The 22,428-nt window shown below is 65.6% G+C and carries 16 protein-coding genes; 5 read left to right on the top strand and 11 right to left on the bottom strand.

Going from position 1 to position 22,428, the window contains the following annotated elements:
* Window positions 1-40: 40 nt before the first annotated feature.
* From R5H19_RS15190 to R5H19_RS15160, 7 genes are all read right to left on the bottom strand, one after another.
* On the bottom strand, window positions 41-2,902 hold the full coding sequence (locus R5H19_RS15190; RefSeq protein ID WP_318159880.1) for a TonB-dependent receptor: 2,862 nt from the start codon (window positions 2,900-2,902) through the stop codon (window positions 41-43).
* Window positions 2,903-3,094: 192 nt separating this feature from the next.
* On the bottom strand, window positions 3,095-4,423 hold the full coding sequence (locus tag R5H19_RS15185; protein ID WP_318159879.1) for an aspartyl/asparaginyl beta-hydroxylase domain-containing protein: 1,329 nt from the start codon (window positions 4,421-4,423) through the stop codon (window positions 3,095-3,097).
* Between the two features lie 75 nt (window positions 4,424-4,498).
* Window positions 4,499-6,241 carry a M1 family metallopeptidase gene (locus R5H19_RS15180; protein WP_318159878.1) on the bottom strand — a complete coding sequence of 581 codons (1,743 nt, stop codon included), beginning with the start codon at window positions 6,239-6,241 and terminating at the stop codon, window positions 4,499-4,501.
* 88 nt (window positions 6,242-6,329) lie between these two features.
* On the bottom strand, window positions 6,330-7,709 hold the full coding sequence (locus tag R5H19_RS15175) for a leucyl aminopeptidase family protein (RefSeq protein ID WP_318159877.1): 1,380 nt from the start codon (window positions 7,707-7,709) through the stop codon (window positions 6,330-6,332).
* Window positions 7,710-7,775: 66 nt separating this feature from the next.
* Window positions 7,776-8,486, bottom strand: coding sequence for an HAD family hydrolase (locus tag R5H19_RS15170; protein ID WP_318159876.1), 711 nt, complete (start codon window positions 8,484-8,486; stop codon window positions 7,776-7,778).
* 12 nt (window positions 8,487-8,498) lie between these two features.
* Complete coding sequence (locus R5H19_RS15165; RefSeq protein ID WP_318159875.1) at window positions 8,499-9,836, bottom strand: substrate-binding domain-containing protein; 1,338 nt, start codon at window positions 9,834-9,836, stop codon at window positions 8,499-8,501.
* 421 nt (window positions 9,837-10,257) lie between these two features.
* Window positions 10,258-11,649 (bottom strand): DegQ family serine endoprotease, encoded by a 1,392-nt coding sequence (locus R5H19_RS15160; RefSeq protein ID WP_318159874.1) that lies wholly within the window; start codon window positions 11,647-11,649, stop codon window positions 10,258-10,260.
* A 414-nt stretch (window positions 11,650-12,063) separates the two neighbouring features.
* On the opposite strand from R5H19_RS15160, the gene R5H19_RS15155 reads away from it, so the two are divergent.
* The 4 genes from R5H19_RS15155 to R5H19_RS15140 all read left to right on the top strand — a co-directional run bounded on the left by R5H19_RS15155 (window position 12,064) and on the right by R5H19_RS15140 (window position 16,479).
* On the top strand, window positions 12,064-14,202 hold the full coding sequence (locus R5H19_RS15155; protein WP_318159873.1) for an adenosylcobalamin-dependent ribonucleoside-diphosphate reductase: 2,139 nt from the start codon (window positions 12,064-12,066) through the stop codon (window positions 14,200-14,202).
* 60 nt (window positions 14,203-14,262) lie between these two features.
* Complete coding sequence (locus tag R5H19_RS15150; RefSeq protein WP_318159872.1) at window positions 14,263-14,901, top strand: hypothetical protein; 639 nt, start codon at window positions 14,263-14,265, stop codon at window positions 14,899-14,901.
* 103 nt (window positions 14,902-15,004) lie between these two features.
* Window positions 15,005-15,754, top strand: a complete 750-nt coding sequence (locus R5H19_RS15145) for an NrdJb (RefSeq protein WP_318159871.1) — start codon at window positions 15,005-15,007, stop codon at window positions 15,752-15,754.
* 212 nt (window positions 15,755-15,966) lie between these two features.
* Window positions 15,967-16,479 (top strand): hypothetical protein, encoded by a 513-nt coding sequence (locus R5H19_RS15140; RefSeq protein ID WP_318159870.1) that lies wholly within the window; start codon window positions 15,967-15,969, stop codon window positions 16,477-16,479.
* Window positions 16,480-16,635: 156 nt separating this feature from the next.
* On the opposite strand, the gene R5H19_RS15135 is transcribed toward R5H19_RS15140, so the two are convergent.
* The 4 genes from R5H19_RS15135 to R5H19_RS15120 form a co-directional block, all read right to left on the bottom strand.
* Window positions 16,636-17,952 carry a type II toxin-antitoxin system HipA family toxin gene (locus tag R5H19_RS15135; RefSeq protein ID WP_318159869.1) on the bottom strand — a complete coding sequence of 439 codons (1,317 nt, stop codon included), beginning with the start codon at window positions 17,950-17,952 and terminating at the stop codon, window positions 16,636-16,638.
* Window positions 17,952-18,200, bottom strand: a complete 249-nt coding sequence (locus R5H19_RS15130; RefSeq protein WP_318159868.1) for a helix-turn-helix domain-containing protein — start codon at window positions 18,198-18,200, stop codon at window positions 17,952-17,954. The genes R5H19_RS15135 and R5H19_RS15130 overlap by 1 nt, the downstream gene beginning before the upstream one ends.
* Before the next feature lie 693 nt (window positions 18,201-18,893).
* Window positions 18,894-19,154: a helix-turn-helix transcriptional regulator gene (locus tag R5H19_RS15125; RefSeq protein ID WP_081491652.1), complete on the bottom strand. Its 261-nt coding sequence runs from the start codon at window positions 19,152-19,154 to the stop codon at window positions 18,894-18,896.
* Between the two features lie 252 nt (window positions 19,155-19,406).
* Window positions 19,407-19,727: a helix-turn-helix transcriptional regulator gene (locus R5H19_RS15120; protein WP_318159867.1), complete on the bottom strand. Its 321-nt coding sequence runs from the start codon at window positions 19,725-19,727 to the stop codon at window positions 19,407-19,409.
* Window positions 19,728-20,003: 276 nt separating this feature from the next.
* Here R5H19_RS15120 and R5H19_RS15115 point away from each other — a divergent pair, with 276 nt between their 5' ends.
* Window positions 20,004-22,424, top strand: a complete 2,421-nt coding sequence (locus tag R5H19_RS15115; protein WP_318159866.1) for a TonB-dependent receptor — start codon at window positions 20,004-20,006, stop codon at window positions 22,422-22,424.
* Window positions 22,425-22,428 lie beyond the last annotated feature (4 nt).

Below are 22,428 nucleotides of genomic sequence, written 5' to 3'. Positions count from 1 at the left end.
GTCCGCGGCCCTCCCGGTGGCTGCCGGTTCCGTCAGGCGGTCAGAACTTGATCGTCGCCCGCGCCCAGTAATAGCGGCCGAGCACGTCGTACGTGGCGGTATCCACGTTGTAGTTTCCGCTGTTCTGGTAGACCCGCGGCGGTTGCTTGTCGGCAAGGTTGTCCACGCCGACGTCGAAGCGGGTGTGGATCGACGGCACTGCGTAGCCCAGCTGGATCGAGTGATAGGTCACCGAAGCCAGCGGGATGTTCACGCCGGCGATGTTGTAGTCGGCATTGAGCGCGGTCAGCTTGTTGATGTAGCGCGACTGCCACTGGGCGTTCCAGTTGCCCTTCTCCCAGTTGAGCGTGACGGTGCCGCGCAAGCGCGAGATGTTGCCGAACTGCGGGCTGTAGGTGCCGGCGTAGTTGACCGTTTCCGCACCCGGCTCGCCGGGGGTGGCGTTGACCTTGTACGTCGACGTGTAGCTGGTGCTGAGGCCCGCGCGGAAGTTGCCCGGATCCACGCTGCCCAGGTCGAAATGCGGGATCTTGTAGCGCAGCGTGTAGTCGATGCCGGTGGTACTCAGGGTGCCGAGATTGACCACCGGGGTATTGATCAGGAACACCTGGCCGGGCTGGCGGCTGGTGTTGTCTTCGCGGTGGATGAACGAGCAGTACGGACTGCTGCTGTTGTTGAAGCAGGAGTTCACGACGATATCGGCCTGGATCGCCGTCAACGTGTCGGACAGGTAGATGTGCCAGAAGTCGAGGCTGGTGGACAGGCCGGGCAACCAGTCCGGGTCGTAGACCAGACCGATGTTGATGGATTTGCCCTTCTCGGGCTTCAGCGTCGAGCCAACGGTGGCGGCGCCCGAGTAGAACGTGTTGACCTGCGCCGGATCGTTGCCGGCCCAGTTCTCTGGAACGAACTGGCAGGCTGCCGCATGCGCCGCCAGTTCGGCCGCCGTGCGCCTGACGCAGGGGTCGTTCAAGACCGGCTGGACCAGCGTGCGACCGTCGTAGAGTTCATTGAGGTTGGGGGCGCGGAACACTTGGGAGACCGTGCCACGGATCAGCAGGTCGGCGGTGGGACGCCACTCGATCGCGACCTTGCCGTTGGTGGTGGTGCCGGTGGTGCTGTAGTTGGAGCTGCGGATGCCGAGGTCGAGGTTCAGCGAGTGCGCCCACGGCTGCTCGGAGAGCAGCGGAATCAGCGTTTCGGCGTAGACCTCCTTGACGTCGAAATCGCCGCGCCCGGGCGAGCCGCAGGCTTCCTGCAGGATCTGGCAGGTGGTGCTCACCGGATCGAGCACGGCGAACGAACTCACCGTGTAGTTCATGAACTGCTTGCGGTACAGCGCGCCGGCGGACAGCTGCATGGTGCCGGCGGGCAGGTCCCACAGCTCGCCGCTGGCGTTGAACTGGGCCTGCTTGGTGGACTGGGTAAACACGTAGATCGGCGTTTTCACGCCGTTCCGCAGTTGGTCGCCGACGCTCGCCTGGTCGAAGATGTTGGCACCGCCGTCGACGGCAGCCTGCAGCGCCGGAATGTCCACCTCGTTGGTGTCGCTCTGCTTGCGCTTGGTATGGCTGTAGTTGACCGAGGCATCCCAGATCCAGCTGCTGTCCTGGCCGAAGTTGCCGCGCAGCCCCGTGTTGATCTGCCCGGTGTTGGTGGTGAAGCTGTGCACGCGGGTACCGGCACCGGTGAGGCGGGTCTGGAAGTTGTAGCCGCTGTTCGGATCGCCCGGGACGGGATTCTGGCTGAAGGTGATGCCGAACGGATTGATCGGGTTGCTGGAAGGGATGATCAGGCCGTCGCCGGTACCGACCGGCGACGGCGCATCCTGGCCGCTGGAGACCGTGCGGTTGTAGAACGCATCGACGAACGCGGTCAGGTTGTCGGTGAGGTTGTAGCTGCCGAGCACGAAGCCGTTGCTGCGCTTCTGCGCGGTCTGGATGTAGTTGAGGGCGGCGTAGTTGTAGGTGTCCGAGGGGAGCCGGCAGCGGTAGTCGGCCAGCGAGGAGCCGTTGCCGCTCGCCAGGGTCACCTGCGCCGTACCGCTCGAATTGATCGGGCAGCCATACTGGTTGGCGATCGACGCGGGCAGCGTGATGCGACCGGTCGGGATCGAGCTGGAGCCGGCCGCCACCACCGAGCCGCTGGACAGGTACAACTGCTGCCTGGAGAACTTGCGCCGCTTGCCGAGCACGGCGTCGTACTTGTTGTAGTCGATGCCGCCGGCGATGCTGTAGTTCTCGCCGGTATTGCCGGCAGTCAGGTTGAAGCCGCGGCGCTGGGCGTCGCCGTGGCTGGAGATGCCGTCGTTCAGGCTGAACTGGGCGCCCTTGAAATCCTTGCGCAGGATGAAATTGACCACGCCGCCGATGGCGTCCGAGCCGTACACCGTGGAGGCGCCCTCGGCCAGCACGTCGACCCGCTCGATCATCTCCGGCGGAATCAGGTTGATGTCCGGGTTGGCCATGCGCTGGCCGTTGACCAGCACCAGCGTGCGGTTGATGCCCAGGCCGCGCAGCGAGACGCGCGAGGCGCCGTTGCCGCCTTCCAGCAGCGGGCTGGCCACGCCGCCGCCGTTGCTGTTGTTCTGCGGATTGGTGGCGTTGCCGGAAATGGCCGGCATCTGCTGCAGCACGTCGCCCAGCACGGGCTTGCCCGAGTTGCTGATGGTGGCACGGTCCAGCGTTACCACCGGGCTGGCCGTCTCGACGTCCACGCGGCGGATCAGCGAGCCGGTCACCACCACCGCCTCCAGGTTCTTGGCCTTGCTCTTGGACGGTGGCGTGTTCTGGTCGGACGGTGGCGCGGTGCCGGTCTGGGGTGCCTGGGCCTGGGCCAGGCCCGCGGCCGAGAGCATGCCCGCAGTCAACGCCAGGCGCACCGCCAGTGACAAGTGATTCATGCCGTATTTCATGTGGCCTCCCCAGTGGATGTTGTCATTCGCTCCCAGCCTTCGACTGCGTCGAGTCCCCCCCCGGGCACACGTCGGGCCGCGCGACGATTCCGCCAGCGCTGCCCGATGGCCAAAAGACTACTCCCAGAAAAGACCGCACGCACAACAGCCGTCGCCCCGGCCGCCGCTCGACCTGGCCGGTCAGGATTCCCGCGGCAGGAGTGGCGGCGCCATATCGGCGGACCGGTTGAAGTCGCCGATGGCGGCGACCAGGTCGGTGACCGCCGCCCGCTCCGCTTCGCTGAGGTCGGGATTCCAGCTGTCCAGGATCAGCACCACGCGGTCGCGATCGCTGCGGTTCCACGCCTCGTGCTCGAAGGTGTCGTCGAAGGTGACGCAGCGGCCTTCCTGCCACGCGTGGGTTTCGCCGCCCACGCGCAGGGCGCAGTCCGGCGGCACGATCAGCGGCAGATGGGTAACCAGGCGGGTATTGGTGACTCCGCGGTGCGGCAGGATGTGCGTGCCCGGGCGCAGCACGGAAAACAGCGTTTCCGGCGCGTGCTCGCGCACCCGCACCAGCGGCAGCGAGTCCAGCAGCGTACTGGTGCGCGGGCAGCGCGCGCACTGCGGGTCGTGGCGCACGCCGTGGCGGTAGAAGAAGAAGGCATCCCACGCCGCTTCCCGCGGGCCGGACGAACCCAGCAGTTCCTCGCTCGTGTTGGTGCCCAGGAACGGCACCAGCTCGTCCTGCGCGTGCGCGAGCACGGCGCGCAGTTCCGTGCGTATCGCGTCGGCGGCGGCTTCCAGCCGCGCCTGTTCCGGAAAGCGCTCGCGCGGGTAGAACGTGCGGCTGGGAATGCCCGGGAAATACAGGAAGGTGGGGCGCTGCCGCGGGTCGGGCAGCGCCGCGGCCTGCTCGCCGAGGTAGATGGCCAGGCACTGGTCGACGCGGACCAGCTCCGATCGCCCGTAGCGTTGGCGCAGCGGTTCGATGACCGCGTCGAACAGTTCGCGACGGCCGGCGGCCACGTAGCGCACGGCGTGCTTCACCGCGTCGCGCAGGCCCGGCGCGGTGGTGGCGTCGTCGAGCCAGCGTCCCTGCGCCTGCGCGACATCGATCGCGCCGAAGTAGGCCAGCATGGCCTCGCGGCGGCGTCCCTGCTGCTCGAGCGCGACGCCCAGGCGCAGGCGCGCCACGAACATGCCGGGCGCGAGCTGCAGGCCCTGGCGCAGGCTGTCGACGGCGGCCGGCAGATCCCCGGCCAGCATCTGCAGCTCACCCAGCCGATGCAGGATGGCCGCGTCCTGCGGTTGTGCGCGGTGTGCCGCCAGCAGCCATTCGATCGCTTGCTGCATGTCGCCCCGTTCCAGCTGGCGGGTGGCCAGGAACTGCAGCGCCTCGGCGTCGTCGGGCTGTACTTCCAGCAGGTGCAGGAAGGCCTGCTCGGCAAGCGCCATGTCGCCGCACTGCCAGGCGGCAAGCGCCTGCTCGCGACGCATGGCAGGGGTGGCATGGGGCGGCTTGCTCATCGGGAAGATCCGCTGTTGAACCGGCCCGATGATTATAGGGACGCGGGCGGCGGCTGCCGGCCCGCGTCGTGGCGGCTATTTCTTCGCGGGCTTCGCCGCCCGCTGCTGTTTCATCCACTGCTGGTAGGCCTCGACGTGCGGCAGCTCGCGCAGCACCTTCGAGCGCGGGTCGACGATCAGCAGGCCGCCGGCCGGCACCTGCAGCTGGCCGCTGCCGTTCTCCATCGCCAGCGTGTGCACGGTGTCGCCCACCTGCACCTCGATCGGCATCGGGAACGGCTTGCCGTGTGCGGTGACCCAGCGCAACTTCAGCGTGTCGCCCACGCGCTGCTCGTCCAGCCGCGGCAGCGCGGCGTCGCGCAGGTAGACGTCGAAGAACCAGCGCAGGTCGCGTCCGGTGACCTGGTCGACGATCGCGACGTAGTCGTTGGTGCTGGCGTAGCGTGGGCTGAAGTTGCCCGGCTGCGGGTCGGGGCGGCCGTAGACCAGGCGGCGGATGCTGTCGAAGAAGGCCTCATCGCCGATCAGCTGGCGCAGCGTGTGCAGCATCAGCGCGCCCTTGTTGTAGATGTCCTGGCCGGGGCCGGCCGTCTCGTCGTAGACCTGCTCCTCGGTCTTGCTGCTGCCGGAGACGATCGGGTGCTGGTTGCGCAGCAGCAGGCGCAGGTTGTGCAGCCAGCTGAAGTAGTCCATGTCGCCGTTGAGGTACTGGCTATACAGCGGCTGCATGTAGGTGCCGAAGCTTTCGTGCAGCCACATGTCGTCCCAGTCGGCGTTGGTCAGCTGGTTGCCGAACCACTCGTGGGCGAATTCGTGCTGCAGCAGGCTGTCGTAGCCATAGCCGTTCTTGCGGTACTGGTTGCCGTAGGCGTTGATGGTCTGGTGTTCCATGCCCAGGTGCGGGGTTTCCACCACGCCCATCTTCTCGTCGCCGAACGGGTACGGGCCGATCTGCCGTTCGAAGAAATCCAGCATGCGCGGGAACTCGCCGAACAGCTGCTTCGCGCCGGCCGCGTGTTCGGGCAGGTACCACAGCTCCATCGGGATGGTGTTGCCGTAGCGGCTGGCGTAGTCCCCCTTGAGCAACTTGAAGGGGCCGACGTTGATCGAGATCGCGTAGGTGTCCGGATGCTTGGCGCGCCAGTGGTACGTGTGCCGGTCGCCCGCGTCGGTGATGCCGACCAGCACGCCGTTGCCGGGCGCGGCCAGCGTCTTCGGCACGGTGATGTAGGTGTCGACCAGGTCAGGCTCGCCCTGCGGCTGGTCGATGCACGGCCAGAACAGGTCGCAGCCTTCGCCCTGCACCGCGCTGGCGACCCACGGCTGGCCGTCGGCGGTGTGGCTCCACACGAAGCCGCCGTCCCACGGCGCCTTCTTCGCCACGTGCGGCTTGCCGCCGTAGCGGATCGTCACGCGCAGCTTGCCGCCGGCGGCCAGCGGCGCGGGCAGCCGGATGCGCAGGCGGCCGTCGGGGTTGCTCCACGCGCCGGCGGCGAGCGCCTGGCCGTCCAGCTCGATCGCGCTGATCGGCAGGTTGCGGTCCAGGTCCAGCAGCAGCGCGTCGGTGGCGGACTTGGCGGTGAAGCTCAGCGTCGCGCTGGCATCGATGCTCTGCGCGGCCGGGTCGACCGTGAAATGCAGTTCGGCATGATCGAAGTGCACGCGCGCCTGTTCGGCCGGCATCACCCCGCCCGAGCTGAGCGTCTGTGCAGTCAGTGCCGGCCGGGTGGCAGGCGCGGTCCTGGCGACGGGTACGCTGGTGCAGGCGGCGAGGCCGAGCGCCACGCAGGCGACAAGCAGGTGCGGGCGAAGGGGCATGGCGGGCTCCGGTCGGGGAATCCCGCAGCATGCAATCTTTCACTCCGACGCGACAACGCCGAAAGTCATGCTGTCGCGGCCAGCGGCCTCAGCCGCCGTAGCGCTGCTGCAGGAACGCGAACGTCGCGCGCAGCCCCATCGCCTCGCCGCCGCGCGGGCGGCCGGGGCGGTCGGCGTCGTTCCAGGCGTAGGTGTCCAGGTGCAGCCACGGCGTGCCGTCCGGCACGAAGCGCTGCAGGTACAGCGCCGCGGTGATCGCGCCGGCATGGCGCGACGGGCCGGCGTTGGCGAAGTCGGCCAGGTACGAATCGAGCATCTTGCGGTACGGCCGCCACAGCGGCAGCTGCCACAGCGGATCGTTGACGCGGCGGCCGGCGGCCAGCACGCCGGCCGCCGCGACCTCGTCGTTGGCGAACAGCGCCGGCAGGTCCGGGCCCAGTGCCACGCGGGCGGCGCCGGTGAGGGTGGCGAAGTCGAGCAGCAGGTCGGGCTGCTGTTCGGAGCCGTAAGCCAATGCGTCGCACAGGATCAGGCGGCCTTCGGCGTCGGTGTTGTCGATCTCGACCGCATGGCCGGCGCGGGTGACCACCACCTCGCCCGGGCGCAGCGCGTTGCCGCTCACCGAGTTTTCCACCGCGGGGACCAGCAGGGTCAGCCGCACCGGCAACTGCGCCTGCATCACCAGTCCGGCCAGCGCGATCGCGTGCGCCGCGCCGCCCATGTCCTTCTTCATCCAGCGCATGCCGTCGGCGGATTTCAGGTCGAGCCCGCCGCTGTCGAAGCACACGCCCTTGCCGACCAGCACGAGCCGGGGATGCTCGCGTTTGCCCCAGCTCAGCTCGACCAGCCGCGGCGCGCGATGGCTGGCGCGGCCGACCGCGTGGATGGTCGGGAAGTTCGCCTTGAGCAACTCGTCGCCGACCCAGTCGCGCACCTTCGCCTTGTGCATCTTGCCGAGCTGCCTGATCGCGTCGCCCAGTTGCTCCGGACCCATGTGCTCGGTCGGCGTGTTGACCAGGTCGCGCACCAGCGCGGTGGCTTCGACCAGCGGCGCCAGTTCCTGCAGCTGCGCCGCCGGCACGGCGAGCCGGGCCGGCGCGCGCTTCGCCGGGCGGTAACGGGTGAACTGGTAGGCGCCCAAGGCCCAGCCCAGCGCGGCCTGGGCCGGATCGTCCAGCACGCCTTCGTCGGCGAGGTGGTAGTCCGCCTCGGGCAGGCTGCACGGCAGCGCGGCCAGCGCCGCCAGCGGGTCATGCGTGTCGACGCCGGCCAGCACGCGCACCAGCTTGCCGGCAGCGTCGGACAGCAGCGCGAAGGTGCCGGGTGCGGCCGCGAAACCGTTGTCGCCCAGCCAGCGCCGCTGCGCCGCGGTGAGCCGGCGGCGGCTCGCGGCGTAGTGCGCGGCGTCGGTGGTCTCGATGGCGATGCTGTGGCGGTTGCCGGACTGGCGTTCGATCAGGGCGGACATGCGGAATCCTTCGGGGCGGCGGTGCAAGGGTCAATCGGCAATGATGCGCGCATTGTCCGGGGCTGCCTATGGGCCCTTGGTCGCAGCCGCCTGCGCGTCGAGCCAGTCGGCGAGCGTGGTCAGGTCGCGCAGGTCCAGTTCCGGCGGAGCGCCCAGCTCGGTCGGCCAGGGCAGGCCTTCGCGGTTGATCCAGGCGGTGCGCAGGCCGGCGTCGCGGGCACCGGCGATGTCCATGGCCGGGTCGTCGCCGACGTGCAGGAGCTGCCCGGGTGCCACGCCCAGCCGTTCGGCCGCGGCCAGGAAGATCCGCGGGTCGGGCTTGGCCACGCCGCTGTCGCGCGCGCAAATGTGGTGGGCGAAGTGGGCGTGGATGCCGATGCGTTGCAGGTCGGCGTTGCCGTTGGTCAAACTGGCCAGTGGCCAGCGCGCGGTGATCCGTTCCAGCGCGGGCAGGCTGTCCGGATACAGCTCCACGCTATTGCGCGCAGCGAAGTAGATTTCCCACAGCGCTGCCACCGGCGCGTCGTCCACGCCGCAGGCGGCGAACGCGTGCTGCAGGGTGAGCTGGCGCTGGCGGGTGAAGTCGTGCGCCAGGTCCCGCCGCTCGGCGGCCACCCGCATGCGCAGTTCGCGCATGGCTGCGATCGGCCAGGCGCGGGCGACCTCGGGGTGATGTTGCCGCAGCCAGGCATCCACCGCCTGGTCGGCGCGTTCCAGCGCCGGCAGCACCGGCCACAAGGTGTCGTCGAGGTCGAGCGTCAGCGCGAGGATCGGCACGTCCGCGCAGGCTCAGCGGTTGCGGATGCGCAGCACCTGGCCCAGCTTGATCTGGTCGTTCTTCAGGTGATTCCACTCGCGCAGCTGGGTCACCTCGACCGAATGCCGCTTGGCGATCGTCGACAGCGTGTCGCCCTTGGCCACCTTGTAGGTGGTCACGGCCTGGCGGGCGTCCGCGTCGACCTTGCCGAAGTCCGTGCCCGCGGCCTGTTCGCGCGTGGTGGCGCTGCCGCTCGCATGGTCCGCGCTGGTGACGGTGACGTCGCTCACGCTGCCCTGGATGCGGCTCAGGCGGGCGTTGTCCTGCGCTTCGGCGCGGCGGCGCTCGACCGCCTGCCGGGCCGCCACGGTATCGGGCGAGGTCGGCGCGATCGCGGCGCGCGCGGCGTAGGTGGCGCCCGGCGCCGACACCGGCGTGCCGGTGACCGGGCGCGCGCCGACCTCGGCCAGGATCCGGCTGCGCCGCGAGGCGTCCAGCGCCACCAGCGCGCCGTCGCCCTGGTACGGCAGCACCGCGTGCTTGCGCAGCGCCGCCTTGGCCGGCTCGGTCTGCATGAAGTCGATGAAGGCCTGCGCCTGGGCGGCCTTCGGGCTGCGCGGGTTGGTCACCAGGTACAGCGGAGTGAACAGCGGGTAGCTGCCGTCGGCGATGTTGGCGGCGGTGGCCGGCTTGCCGTTGATCGGGATCGCCTTGAGCTTCGGGTTGCCGCTGATGCTGGCCAGGGTGCTCACGCCCAAGCCGTTCGGGTTCAGCGCGATGCCTTCCTCCAGCTTGCGCGTGTTGACGTACAGGCGTGGGGCCGCCACCGGCTGGTTGCCGCGGCCGAACAGCAGGCTGCGCAGGCTGTATTCCACGCCGTCGCCGGGGCTGGCCACCGCGTACACGTCGATCGGCGCGTTGTTGCCGCCGACTTCGCTCCAGTTGTGGATGCGGCCGTAGTAGATGTCGTGCACCTGCTTCAGGGTGAGGTTGCGGATCGGGTTGGACGACTGCGTGATGATCACCAGCGCATCCCACGCCACCGGGGTGAAGGTGAGGTTCGCGTTCTGTGCGCTGTTGTCGCTGGCGCGCGCGCTGCCGGCCAGGTCGGCGCTGCCCGAGGCCACCGCATCGATGCCCGAGGCGGTGTTGAACGGCTGCAGTTCGATCCGTCCGTGGCCGGCCTTCTCCCACGCCTTCGCCACTTCGTTGACCACGCCGTTCGCGGTGGCGACGTCGCCGCGCCAGACCAGGCTGCTCTTGGCCGGGGCGCTGGCATGCGCCTTCGGTTTGCTCTTGGCGAACGCGGGAGTGGCGAGGCAGGCCCCGATCAGGGTGATGGACAACAGGCGGGCAAGGCGGACAGACATGATGGTGAGGAGTCTCGACGTGACTTGGCTGTGGAAGGGAAGGCGCGAGTATGGCGCCTCGCAGGCGCATGCAGGATGAAACGGCGAGGATATTTCATCGGCCTGAATGCAGAACATCAAGCGCCTTCATGGGTTTGCGCGGCGGCAGGCGCCCAAGCTGTGCGCCGCGACACGGCTTGGGGGCGATCCCGGCCACGCTTTCGCCTGAACGGCTTGCCCGGGCGGGAACCTGGGGAAAATCCTGCATCCCGTGGAATTTTCCATCCGCGCGTCCGGCACATGCCCGAACGCGTTCGCGCGGATCCGTCGCCTGCGTGACGGATCTGCGCCCGGCCATCGGGCACCGGCTCCCGCGTTGTCTCGACTCGGGCATCCCGCCCTCGCCATGGCCGGTCCGGGAGGCCGGAAAATCCGCGACCTCTCAGTTGACCACCACGTAGCGCGCGCCGTCGTCGTCGGCGACCACCAGCACCAGCTGGCGCGGCTTCACCCCGGCCAGCCCGCGCAGCATGTGCAGGCTGGTGATGCGCTGGTTGCCCACGCCGATCACCACGTCGCCGGTACTCAGCCCGGCGCGTGCCGCGCGGCTGCCCGGCTGCACCGCGCTGATCGCCGCGCCGTACCAGCCCTGGTTGCGCTGGTTCTGGCTCAGTTCGCTGAAGCGCACGCCGGCCAGGCGCGGGTCGAGCTGGCCGCCGTCGACGCTGGCCAGCTTCTCTGCGGTGAGCGTGGCGCTGACCTCGCGCACCTTGCCTTCGCGCAGCACGCCCAGGCGCAACGTGCTGCCCAGCGGCAGCAGGCCTTCGGCGTTGTTCAGTTCCTGCACGCTGTGCAGCGCCTTGCCATTCAGTGTGGTCAGCACGTCGCCCGGCTGCAGGCCGGCGTGCGCGGCGGCCGAACCGTCAGCCACGCCGGTGACCACCACGCCGTTGCTGTCCTTCAGCCCGAGCAGTTTGGCGATGCGCGGGGTGATCGCCTGGGTCTGCACGCCCAGGCTGCCGCGCTGCACCTTGCCGTGCGCCAGCAGCTGCGCCATTACCTCGCTGGTGAGGTTGCTGGGGATCGCGAAGCCGATGCCCACGTTGCCGCCGGACGGCGAGAAGATCATGGTGTTGATGCCGACCAGTTCGCCGCGCAGGTTGACCAGCGCGCCGCCGGAGTTGCCCGGGTTGATCGAGGCGTCGGTCTGGATGAAGTTCTGGTAGCCCGAGTTGCCGAGGCCGGAGCGGCCCAGCGCCGAGACGATGCCGGCGGTGACCGTCTGGCCCAGCCCGAACGGGTCGCCCACCGCCACCACGTAGTCGCCCACCTGCAGCGCGGACGAATCCGCCAGCGGCAGCGCCTTGAGGTTCTGCGCCGGGATCTGCACCACCGCCACGTCGGTGGCCGGGTCGGTGCCGAGCAGCTTGCCCTTGAACGTGCGCCCGTCCTGCAGCGTCACGCTGATGTCGTCGGCGCCGCCGACCACGTGGTTGTTGGTCAGCACGTAGCCCTTCGCCGCGTCCACGATCACGCCCGAGCCCAGGCTCTGCTCGACCCGCTCGCGCGGCGTCGCCGGCAGGCCGAAGAACTGGCGCACCATCGGGTCGTCGAAATACGCGTCGCGCACCTGCACCCGCGTGGTGGTGGAGATGTTCACCACCGCCGGCGTCACCCGCGTCAGCATCGGTGCCAGCGACGGCAGCGGCTGGCCGCCGACCGCTGCCGGCAAGGTGGCCGCGCGGCCACCGGCCGACACGCTGGCGAAGGCGATGACGGCCACCGTCAGCAAGCTGGTCAACCAGGACGCAGGGCGGGAAGGCAACTGCAACATGGGGTCCTCCTCAAGCGGCAAAAAACGGCGCTGCTTCGACCGGGGCGCGGCGCCACGGTTCCGCATGGCCGCGTGTGCTTGCGGGACTTTACAACCAGCCGCGAGGAGGGTTACCTTGCCTACCCGACATCAATCACAACATCTTGTGTTCACGAGACGGCGCCAAGACAAGCACTGGTGTCGACCGTCGCACTCTTGGGGAGAGTCGTTGCCGTCGGGAATCAGCTGGCGCAAGGGCCGCGGGGCTATCCCCGCTGGCCCTTCAGGTGTCGCCAACACGGCGTGAGCGACATTGCCGTATCAAATAAAAAACAACGCCGGCCGCAAGGTCGCAGCGAGAGGTCTTAGAAGCCGATGAGCACAGCGCGTGCACCAGCCACCAGTTCAGTCCCCAGCGCGAACCCAGGTTCAAGCATGAATCCAGCCGCCCATCGCGACGCCGCCGTGGAAATTCCGCTGCAGCCGGCGTCCTACGACATCTGGGACAAGAAGTATCGCCTGAAGGCGAAGTCCGGCGAGCCGGTCGACGCCACCATCGACGAGACCTACCAGCGCGTGGCGCGTGCGTTGTCCGACGTGGAGGCCAGCGACGAGCTGCGCGGCCACTGGTACGAGCGTTTCCTGTGGGCGCTGCGCCGTGGCGCGATCCCGGCCGGCCGGATCACCTCCAACGCCGGCGCGCTGGCGCACAAGCCGGCTACCTCCACCATCAACTGCACCGTCTCCGGCACCATCCGCGACTCGATGGACGACATCCTGGAGAAGGTGCACGAGGCCGGCCTGACCCTGAAGGCCGGCTGCGGCATCGGCTACGAATTCTCCACGCTGCGCCCGCGCGGCGCGTACGTGTCCGGCGCCGGCGCGTACACCTCGGGCCCGCTGTCCTTCATGGACATCTACGACAAAATGTGTTTCACCGTGTCGTCGGCCGGCGGCCGACGCGGCGCGCAGATGGGCACCTTCGACATCGGTCATCCGGACGTCAAGGAATTCATCCGCGCCAAGCGCGAGGACGGCCGGCTGCGCCAGTTCAACCTGAGCCTGCTGATCACCGACGGCTTCATGCAGGCGGTGGAGCACGACCAGGACTGGCCGCTGGTGTTCCCGGTGCACGTGAAGGAACAGGACGAGATCGACCTGGCCGACCCGGCCCAGGTGGTCTGGCGCGAGTGGCCCACCCACGAGAACTACGTCGACCGCGAGGACGGCCTGGTCGCCTGCAAGATCTACGGCCACATCCGCGCGCGGCACCTGTGGGACATGATCATGGTCTCGACGTACGACTACGCCGAGCCCGGCTTCATCCTGATCGACAAGGTCAACGAGATGAACAACAACTGGTGGTGCGAGCACATCCGCGCCACCAACCCCTGCGGCGAACAGCCCTTGCCGCCGTACGGCTCGTGCCTGCTCGGCTCGGTCAACCTGACCACCTTCGTGCGCGACCCGTTCGGCCCGAAGGCGCGCTTCGACTGGGACGAATACCGCGAAGTGGTCAAGGTGTTCACCCGCATGCTCGACAACGTGGTCGAGATCAATGGCCTGCCGCTGGAGCAGCAGCGCAACGAGATCATGGGCAAGCGCCGCCACGGCATGGGCTTCCTCGGCCTGGGGTCCACGCTGACCATGCTGAAGATGCGCTACGGCTCGGCCGACGCGGTGAGCTTCACCGAAGACGTCTCGCGCGAGATGGCGGTGGCCGGCTGGGAAGTCGCGCTGGAGCTGGCCAAGGAAAAGGGCGCCGCGCCGATCCTGCTGCGCGACTACACCGTCACCGGCGACATGCTGCGCAAGCGCCCGGAAATGGCGGCCGACGGCTGGAAGGTCGGCGACGCCATCCCCGGCCGCGTGCTGCACGCGAAGTACAGCCGCTACATGCAGCGCATCGCCACGGTGGCGCCGAACCTGGTCGAGCAGCTGGCCGAGACCGGCGCGCGCTTCACCCACCACAGCTCGATCGCGCCCACCGGCACCATCTCGCTCAGCCTGGCCAACAACGCCAGCAACGGCATCGAGCCCAGCTTCGCCCACAGCTATTCGCGCAACGTGATCCGCGAGGGCAGGAAGACCAAGGAAAAGGTCGAGGTGCTCAGCTACGAGCTGCTGGCCTACCGCGCCCTGATCAACGCCGACGCCAAGGTCTCCAGCGACGATCCGGCCAACAAGCTGCCGGACTACTTCGTCGCCGCCGACGACATTGGCCCGAAACAGCACGTGGACATCCAGGCCGCCTCGCAGAAGTGGATCGATTCGTCGATCTCCAAGACCGCGAACGTGCCCACCGACTACCCCTACGAGGACTTCAAGGACATCTACTTCTACGCCTACAAGCAGGGCCTGAAGGGATGCACCACGTTCCGCTTCAACCCCGCCGCGTTCCAGGGCGTGCTGGTCAAGGAAGCGGACCTTGAAAACACCCTCTACCGCTTCGAGCTCGAAGACGGTAGCGTTGTCGAACTGAAAGGCAATGAGCAGGTGGAGTACGACGGCGAAATGCACTCTGCCGCCAACCTCTTCGATGCCTTGAAGGAAGGCTACTACGGCAAGTTCTGAACCGCCGCCCATGCAGCCGCGGGCGGCAACTCAAGCGGTCCACCGGAGGGGAACACCAGCATGTCCATCGATAACGAAATTGAAGTGAAAGACACCAACGCCACGCCGGCCGCCGCCGAGGCGCCCGCCGTCGTCCTGCCGGTCCTGCCGGAAGTGCCGCCGCCGGCCGCCCCGGTCGCCGCACCCGCACCGGCGAAGAAGCCGGCAGCGAAGAAGAAGGCCGCTCCGAAGAAGGCCGCGGCCAAGAAGGCAGCGCCGAAGAAGGCCGCCGCCAAGAAGAAGGCAGCGCCCAAGAAGGCTGCTGCAAAAAAGGCCGCGCCGAAGAAGGCTGCCGCCAAGAAAGCCGTGAAGAAAACGGCCAAGAAGGTTGCGAAGAAAGCGGCGGTGAAGAAGGCCGCTGCTAAGAAAGCCGTCAAGAAGGTCGCCAGGAAAGCCGGCGCCGCGAAGAAGGCGGTGAAGAAGGTCGCCAGGAAAGTCGCCAAGGTAGCGAAGAAGAAAGCCGCCAAGGCCGCAAAGAAGGTCAGCAGCAAGAAGACGGCCAGCAAGAAGGCCGCGCCGAAGAAGGCGGCAGCGAAGAAGTCCGCCAGCAGGAAAGCCGTCGCCAAGACGGCCAAGAGGTCCACTGCCAGCAAGAAGGCGGGCGTCAAGCCGGCAGCGCGCAAGCCTGCCGCCAGGAAGGCCGCCGCAAAACGGAAGTAGGCAACACCCTCATCCGGCCCGGCCGTCGCGCCGGGCCGGATGATCTCGCCGCACGCCGCGTCCACACCGGCGCCAACACCCTATAAGAAAAGAAGCGAACACCATGGCGATCAAGATCGACAAGAAGATCACCGGCTACAACGTGGTCAAGCCCGAAGACAAGGTTGCCGCCCCCACGGTCACTGCCGCCGCGCCGAAAGAGACGCCGATGGCCGAAGTGATCCAGATGCACGAAAGCGTGGAACGCCCCGAGACCCTGGTCGGCTCCACCTTCAAGATCAAGTCGCCGCTGTTCGAGCACGCGCTGTACGTCACCATCAACGACATCGTGCTCAACGCCGGCACCAAGTACGAGCAGCGCCGCCCGTTCGAGATCTTCATCAACTCGAAGAACATGGACCACTTCCAGTGGATCGTGGCGCTCACCCGCATCCTCTCCGCCGTGTTCCGCAAGGGCGGCGACGTCACCTTCATCGTGGAAGAACTCAAGGCCGTGTTCGACCCCCGCGGCGGCTACTTCAAGGCCGGCGGCGTCTACATGCCCAGCATCGTCGCCGAGATCGGCTCGGTGGTGGAACAGCACATGAAGAACATCGGGCTGATCCACGACCCGGAGATGGACGAGGCGACGCGCAAGCTGATCGCCGAGAAGCGTGCGGCCTACGAGGCACTCGGCGCAAAAAAAAACTCTGAAGTGAGTGCAGCGGCCGCCGCGCCGGCCGAAACCGCGTCCGCCGACACACTCACCTTTCCGCCTGGCTCGATGATGTGCGACAAGTGCAACACCAAGGCGCTGGTGCTGATGGACAACTGCCAGACTTGTCTGAATTGCGGGTATAGCAAGTGCGGGTGAGTGCGCTTGCGATGCGCTGATGGATCGAGAGGGCGGCAGCGATGCCGCCCTTTTCGTTTATGGTTCGTGTTTATGGCCGCTGTCAGGGAAGATGCCATTACAGCTTGGAAAGAGGTTCAAAACCATGTTTCGGATCCGACTGGGATAAGCCTCCCTCCTGGCACTATTCCCCAGCCACAATGCCAACATCTGCGTCAAGCCATGAGGTGAGTATGAAAACTTTGTTTATTTTGGTGCTTATGTTGATTACCCTTTCTCTGAATGCCTCGGAAACCCATACCGTTCCATTAGATATTAGAAGTTATTTCAATAAAATTGGGTGCTCGGAAATTCTTGATTACTATTCCGACTCCAGAGTACTTGATAAGCCATATTTATACGGCGCAGTCTCAGCATCAAGCGGCGCTAATGTAATAAACGATTATTCTTTCTTGGCATGGTGTAAGTCAAATGACATAGTGGGCAATGGCCAGTATATACTTGTAGGGCAGCTTGAAGGACATGAATGGCCAGGTGGTTGCACTTTTCCAGTACGTGGCTTTGATTATCCAGGTGGGATTGAGATCAAAAGAATGAGAATTAATTTAAGTCAATTCAATTCTATTCTGCGGAGAAATGTTGGGAATGGCTTCAGCTTCGGCCCTGTGATTCGGAACGAACAAGACGGGCTTGTGTCTGAAATATTCTGTCAGCGTGGCGAATGGGTGATACGTAATATTGATTGAATCGCCCCGGGTTCCTGGGTTCATCGTGCTCTGGCCTTCTGCTTAACTTTCTCCGTCCTGGTTTCGGGCCGGCCTCCAGCTTGGACGAACATCCCACGCGGCGACGATCCGTTGGCACTGCAGGTCGCGAAATTCGAGCTGCCGCCTATCGCGCAGTTACTGTTTCAAGCCCGCTTGCAGTACCCGCAGCCGTTGTCGGGCGCCTTGGCTGATGGATGCGTGCAGTGGTTGCGGGAAGTCTGCCGGCAGGTCGGCCTCGAGCGCCGCCAGAGCCTTGTCCATCCGGTGGGCGATGTCTTCGATCGCACGCTTCAGGAGCGTGGGCGAGAGTCTTGCCGCTTCGCCTGTCTGGAAGAAGTGCCGAATCTGGACTTCGTCGATGCGATAGTGGCGCTGCGTGCCGACCGACATCGCGAGTTTCATCCGCTTGCGCTCGATCTCGTGTGCGTCGAGGTTGGGTTGCGTGCTCAACACGTCGTAGAGTGGTGTAAGCGCATACCGGCCGCCGGAGCGGAGGAAGAGGCTGAAGTTCTTGGCGTGCCCGTCCGTCGCCCCGATCAGCCAGAAGACCAGTTGCGCCTGGAACAGCGTCCGTTGATCATCCGCCGGCGAGTCGGCACCCTTCAGCAGGTTCGCGAGCTCGACGATGCCGGGACCGCCTTCGTTCTGGTACTTGCGTGCAGGTGGAACCGACAGCGCCTGGCAGCAGTCTTCTTGAGGCAGGCGGATCAGGCGGTCGTGGTCCCAGACGCGATCGAATCGTTCGACCACCAGCGCCTTGGTCCGGCCGAAGGTCATGATCCGCGCATGGTTGACGGGCAGGCCGAGATGCTGGAGCAGCCGCAGACAGTAGAACTCGTTCTCCACGCTGTGGGACAGGTCCATCCCGTTCTTCAGCTTGCCGATCGGTGTCTTGAACAGGTGGGTCGTCGGCGTGGTCCCGTGCGGCTTGAGCCATTGGTCGCCGAGTCGGAGCAGGGCGGTCTTCTCCTGCACGCCAGCGACCGAGATCCGGAAGTCGTCGTCGCGGGAGAGGCCGAACGGTGCGTGCGCCAGCGAGTTGAGCAGGCGCTCGATGGCTTCGTCGTCGACGGTTTCGCCTGTGGGTGCGGCCGTGCTGTCCAACTTCTCCGCATCGCCGGCAATGAATTGCAGCGCGCCGATGCAGTCCCTGCCGATTTCGGCCAGCAGGCTGTAGGCGTCGTAGCCGGCGGCACCCACCTTCTCGGCCACGCGCTTGCGCAGCTCGGCCGAGTCCGGCAGAAGGTTCTCGAACACGGCGACAACGGGCTCGCCCCGCCAGGTGTCCTCGCGCAGGGGGAGCGACAGCGAAACCGGGAAGGCGCCTTGCCGGTCCAGCCACTCCTGGGCGTAGCGGAACTCGATCGCGCCGCCCGACTCCTTGAGCAGATGACCCACCAGCTGATCGTTCTGGTAGACGCGCAGCGGCGGATGGCGACGGGCTCTGGCCATTATCCGATCAGGGCCCCGATGTCGTCGTCGCGGTTGCGTGGAGCGATCTGGAGTTCCAGGTCGAGTGCGGCCAGCACCATCAGCAGGGTGTCCAGGCGCGTCGCGGCATTGCCGTTCTCGATCAACGAGATCGTTTCCTGCCGCAAACCGGCGCGGTCCCCCAGTTCGCGCTGGCTCAGGCCCAAGCGCTTGCGCTGTCGGCGGATGTGGGTTCCGGTCTGCTTGGGGGTGCGGGCAAGGTCATGCATGACGGCCTCCTTGCTCGCACTATGCGCTCTTTCCGATAGAGCATCAATATCGGATTTGGCGCATATTTTAGTTTTATGCGATCTGACGCATAATACGCACTTATGCGTTGGACCGCATAGCGAAAGGACTTCCGAAACCGGGGCGGAGGAGGTTGAATCGTTTGGTTCCTGAGTTCATCGTGCTCTGGCCTTCTGCTTAACTTCCTCCGTCCCGATTTCGGTCGATTTCGAGGCCACGCTGCCCAAGGCGGCGTGACTCAAACCAAACAGCTTCCGGGAAAGCCGGGGCGGTTCAGTCGCCTGGAAGTTGAGAACCTTCACCAGGCGTTGCAGAGTCCGTGGATCGGGCTCCGACCCATTCGTCAAGCGTCCATGGCGGGTCATGCTGATCGACGTCACGGGGTTCTGAGCTGTGAGTGGCTAGGTAGAGCCCGACAAGACCCACTGCTGTGCTTCCCATGATGCGCACTGTGCTGGCCAGCTCTGCGTCGCTGCAGCTGAAGTTGCCGCACCAGTAGGCACGGGAGAGCGGGCTGTCCATGTCGATATGCTCGTCCATGGCTGCCATGTTTCTGCAACTTGGCCGCTTTCGGGTATGAGCGGCGGAGCCGGCGTCTTGTAGGGTGTCTCCGACAACTAAGGTAGGCACCCGTGTTTCATTTAGGGTGAACTGACGTGGGCATGACAGCGTAATCAGCGCTTACTCTTGCTTCGTCCTTTGAAATTGGCAATCAACTGCGCAAGCTCGTCATCTTCGGCGTAAAAGTAGGCAACTGGTAGCTTGAGGATTGCTGCGAGGCGCTGAAGGGTCTGCAAGTCGGGCTGGTGCACACCCGTCTCATAGCGGTTGACCCGCGTGCTGGCGACGAATTCGTCCAATCCGGCTTCAATTCCTAGGGCGCGCTGTGAAATGCCGTAGGCCTCGCGTGCTTCGCGCAGCCGACGGCTATACACAGGGAGTGGTCCCTTCTCAACCACGGTCGCGTGCGTATTGAACTTCCATGTGTGGAAGCTTCCAGATACGCGCGCATATGCGATACTACGTTAAACGTAATAAGCGTATCGCGAGCCAAGAAGTCCAGGTGCGCGTGCGAACAAGTGGGCATGATGACAGCCGATCGCACGGCGGCCGCACTTCTCAAGCACGTCGTTTATGCAGCGATCGAGAGCCAAGAGGATGGCGAGGGTCCGTTCCCATCTGGGGATCTACTTTCCCTTGATCTTTCTCTTGACCGCTTCTTTCAGCTTGAGCGGCTTGTCGCTGCGCGAAGCTTCCGCGATCAGTCGTGCTTCCTCGTCGTCCTCGATGTAGAAATATTTCAAGGGCAGTGCCAAAGCCTTGGCGAACAATTTCTGCAGCCCAAGTTTCACCTCGTGCTTGCCCGTCTCGTAGCGGCTGACGCGGCTGCTCGCTACTGACTGATCAAGTCTTGCCGCTACCCCCAACTCCGTCTGAGAGAAGCCATAGCTGTTTCGTGCCTCGCGTAGGCGACGGCCGTAGATGGTTGCCGGGCACTTCTCGGTCATAAGCGCATATCAGTTTCGATACGCAGCAGCTTCCCGGTGGGCGCTTGACATTGATACTACGTAAAACGTAGTGTTAACGAAGCTACGTTTATCGTAGCTATGGGGCCTTTTGCTGGTGATCCGGCGCAAATGTATCCAGCCGGAGCCGGAGAGAGGTGAAAACAGAGACATGGCGGCTTAGCTGGCGGCAGGTGTGTAGGCGCTGAAGTGCGATCCGAGCCTGTGATCAAGCAGCGACCAGCAAGGCGCCAATCAGGGGAAAGCAAAGGACGCAGCATGAAGACACGCACGCTACGCAACGCCATTTCCATTGCTTTGCTCGTGGCCATCACCGGCACAAGCGAGTGGGCCATGGCCCAGGACACCATGACAGACGCGGTCATGCAGGGCAGGGCGCCGGTGACCAAGGCGCCGGGCAAAGCGCAACCGGAAAAATCGACCGACAAGTCTGCAGCGTCAGCGGCAACCAGCCTGCAGACCGTGACCGTCACCGGGACGCGCATCCGCGGCGGCAGCTCGCCATCACCAGTCATCACGATCGGCAGCGAGCAAATTCAGCAGGAAGGTTTCACCGATCTCGGCGAGGTCGTCCGCAGCGTGCCGCAGAACTTCAGTGGAGGGCAAAACCCGGGTGTTGTCGTTGGGGCGACAGCCGGTGCAGGCGGCATTGCAAACCAGAACATCACGGGTGGCTCGTCGCTGAATCTGCGCGGGCTGGGGCCGGACGCGACCCTCACGCTACTCGATGGGCGGCGCCTCTCCTATGGCGGCTTCGTGCAGGCGGTGGACATCAGCGCCATTCCTGTGGAGGCGGTCGATCGCATCGAGATCGTCCCGGACGGGGCTTCGGCCATCTATGGCTCGGATGCGGTTGGCGGAGTGGGCAACGTCATCCTAAAGCGGGATTACGAGGGGGCGAAGGTCGGGGTGCGCTATGGCGGCGCGACCGATGGCGGATTGGCTACGCGGGAGTACACCGCCACCGCCGGCGCCGGCTGGTCCAACGGCGGGCTGCTTGCCACCTTCCTGGACACCTCCACCGATCCGATCTACGCGCGCCAGCGCGATTACACCGACTACATGTTTGATCCCAATACGCTCTACCCGCAGAGTGAACTGCGCAGTGGGCTGGTCAGCGCACACCAGTCGTTCGGGGAATCGGTGGAATTTCGGCTGGATGCCCTGAGGACCACCCGTTCGCAGGACATGTATCCGTGGAACTCGGGCCTGGCGCCCTACTACTTTCACGTGAACACTGAAACGAAGACCTCTCTGGTCGCACCGACCCTGGATATCTCGCTGCCAGGCGACTGGACACTGTCGATGGGTGGTAGTTGGGGCAGGGATGAAAGCATCCCGCGAGAATCGATCGTGGACATCGGCTCGTCCATGTCCCAGACCTTCGTCCGTGACTGCTATTGCAACCGCGCGCTCTCCTGGGAGGCGGGAGCGGAAGGGCCGCTGATGGTCATGCCGGGTGGCGATGCCCGCCTTGCAGTCGGCGCTGGCTACAGGAAGAACGAGTACACCCAACACAACCTGCTGATGGGCACCGACACCACACGGGGCGAGGAAAGCAGTCGGTTTGCCTATGCGGAACTAAGCCTGCCCCTCGTCGGGTCGGAGCAGGGGATCATCGGCATCCGTCGCCTGGATCTGACGGCTGCGGTGAGGGGAGAGGACTACAGCAGTTTTGGCCGCGTCGCCACGCCCAAAGTGGGCCTTATCTATGGCCCCAATGCGGACTTCACCCTGAAAGTGTCCTGGGGCAAGTCCTTCAAGGCGCCGACGCTGCTCCAGCGCTTCCAGGCCAAGTCGGCCGTGTTGGATCCTGAAAGCTATTACGGTGGGTCGACTGGCGGGCCCAATGCCACTGCGCTGGAACTCTCTGGCGGCAATCCGGATCTGAAGCCAGAGCGCGCTACCACCAAGAGCATTTCCCTGGCGTTCCACCCGGAATCGTTCAAGGGGCTGGAAGCGGAGCTGACCTGGTTCGACGTCGATTACACCAGCCGCGTGGTGCAGCCGATCACCGACTACAGCCGTGCGATCGGCAACCCGGACTATGTCCAGTTCATCGATTACGCGCCGACGCCGCAGGCGACCCGGAGCGCGATCGACTCTTCTGCCGCGTTCTACAACTACTCAGGCCTCCCATACGACCCGAATAACGTCGTGGCCATCCTGTACAACCAGTACGTCAATGTTGCCAGTCAGCGCGTCAAGGGCTTGGATCTAAGTGCGTCCAATCGCTTCGAGCTCGGTGCCGGCAGGCTCACGGTGATCGGTTCCGCAACCTGGCTCGATAGCACGCAGCAGAACTCGGCCACGCAGGCGCCCTACGACGTGGCCGGGACTCTCTTCAATCCCGCCAGGGTCAACGCTCGGGCTGGTGCAGCGTGGAACCAGGGCGGCTTTTCAGCCTCCACCTTTGCCAACTACAGAAGCGGTGTGACGGACCGGGTGAGTGGCCGCAAGACGGCTTCGTTCACGACGTTCGATGCCACGTTGCGCTACGTCACCAGTCAATCGACAGGTGTCCTGTCAGGCATCGAGATGGCGCTGTCCGCGCAGAACCTGCTGAATCGGGCTCCGCCGTCCTATGTGGTTCTTTCGCCGGATCAGCCGCCGTACGACTCGACCAACTATTCGGCCATCGGTCGATTCGTGAGCTTGTCCGTATCCAAGCGGTGGTGACGGT

It is taken from the genome of Rhodanobacter sp. KK11, from assembly GCF_033345435.1.
Classification (GTDB): Bacteria; Pseudomonadota; Gammaproteobacteria; order Xanthomonadales; family Rhodanobacteraceae; genus Rhodanobacter.
Note: the sequence above shows the minus strand (reverse complement) of the source record. Positions and strands in the feature narration are given on the sequence as shown.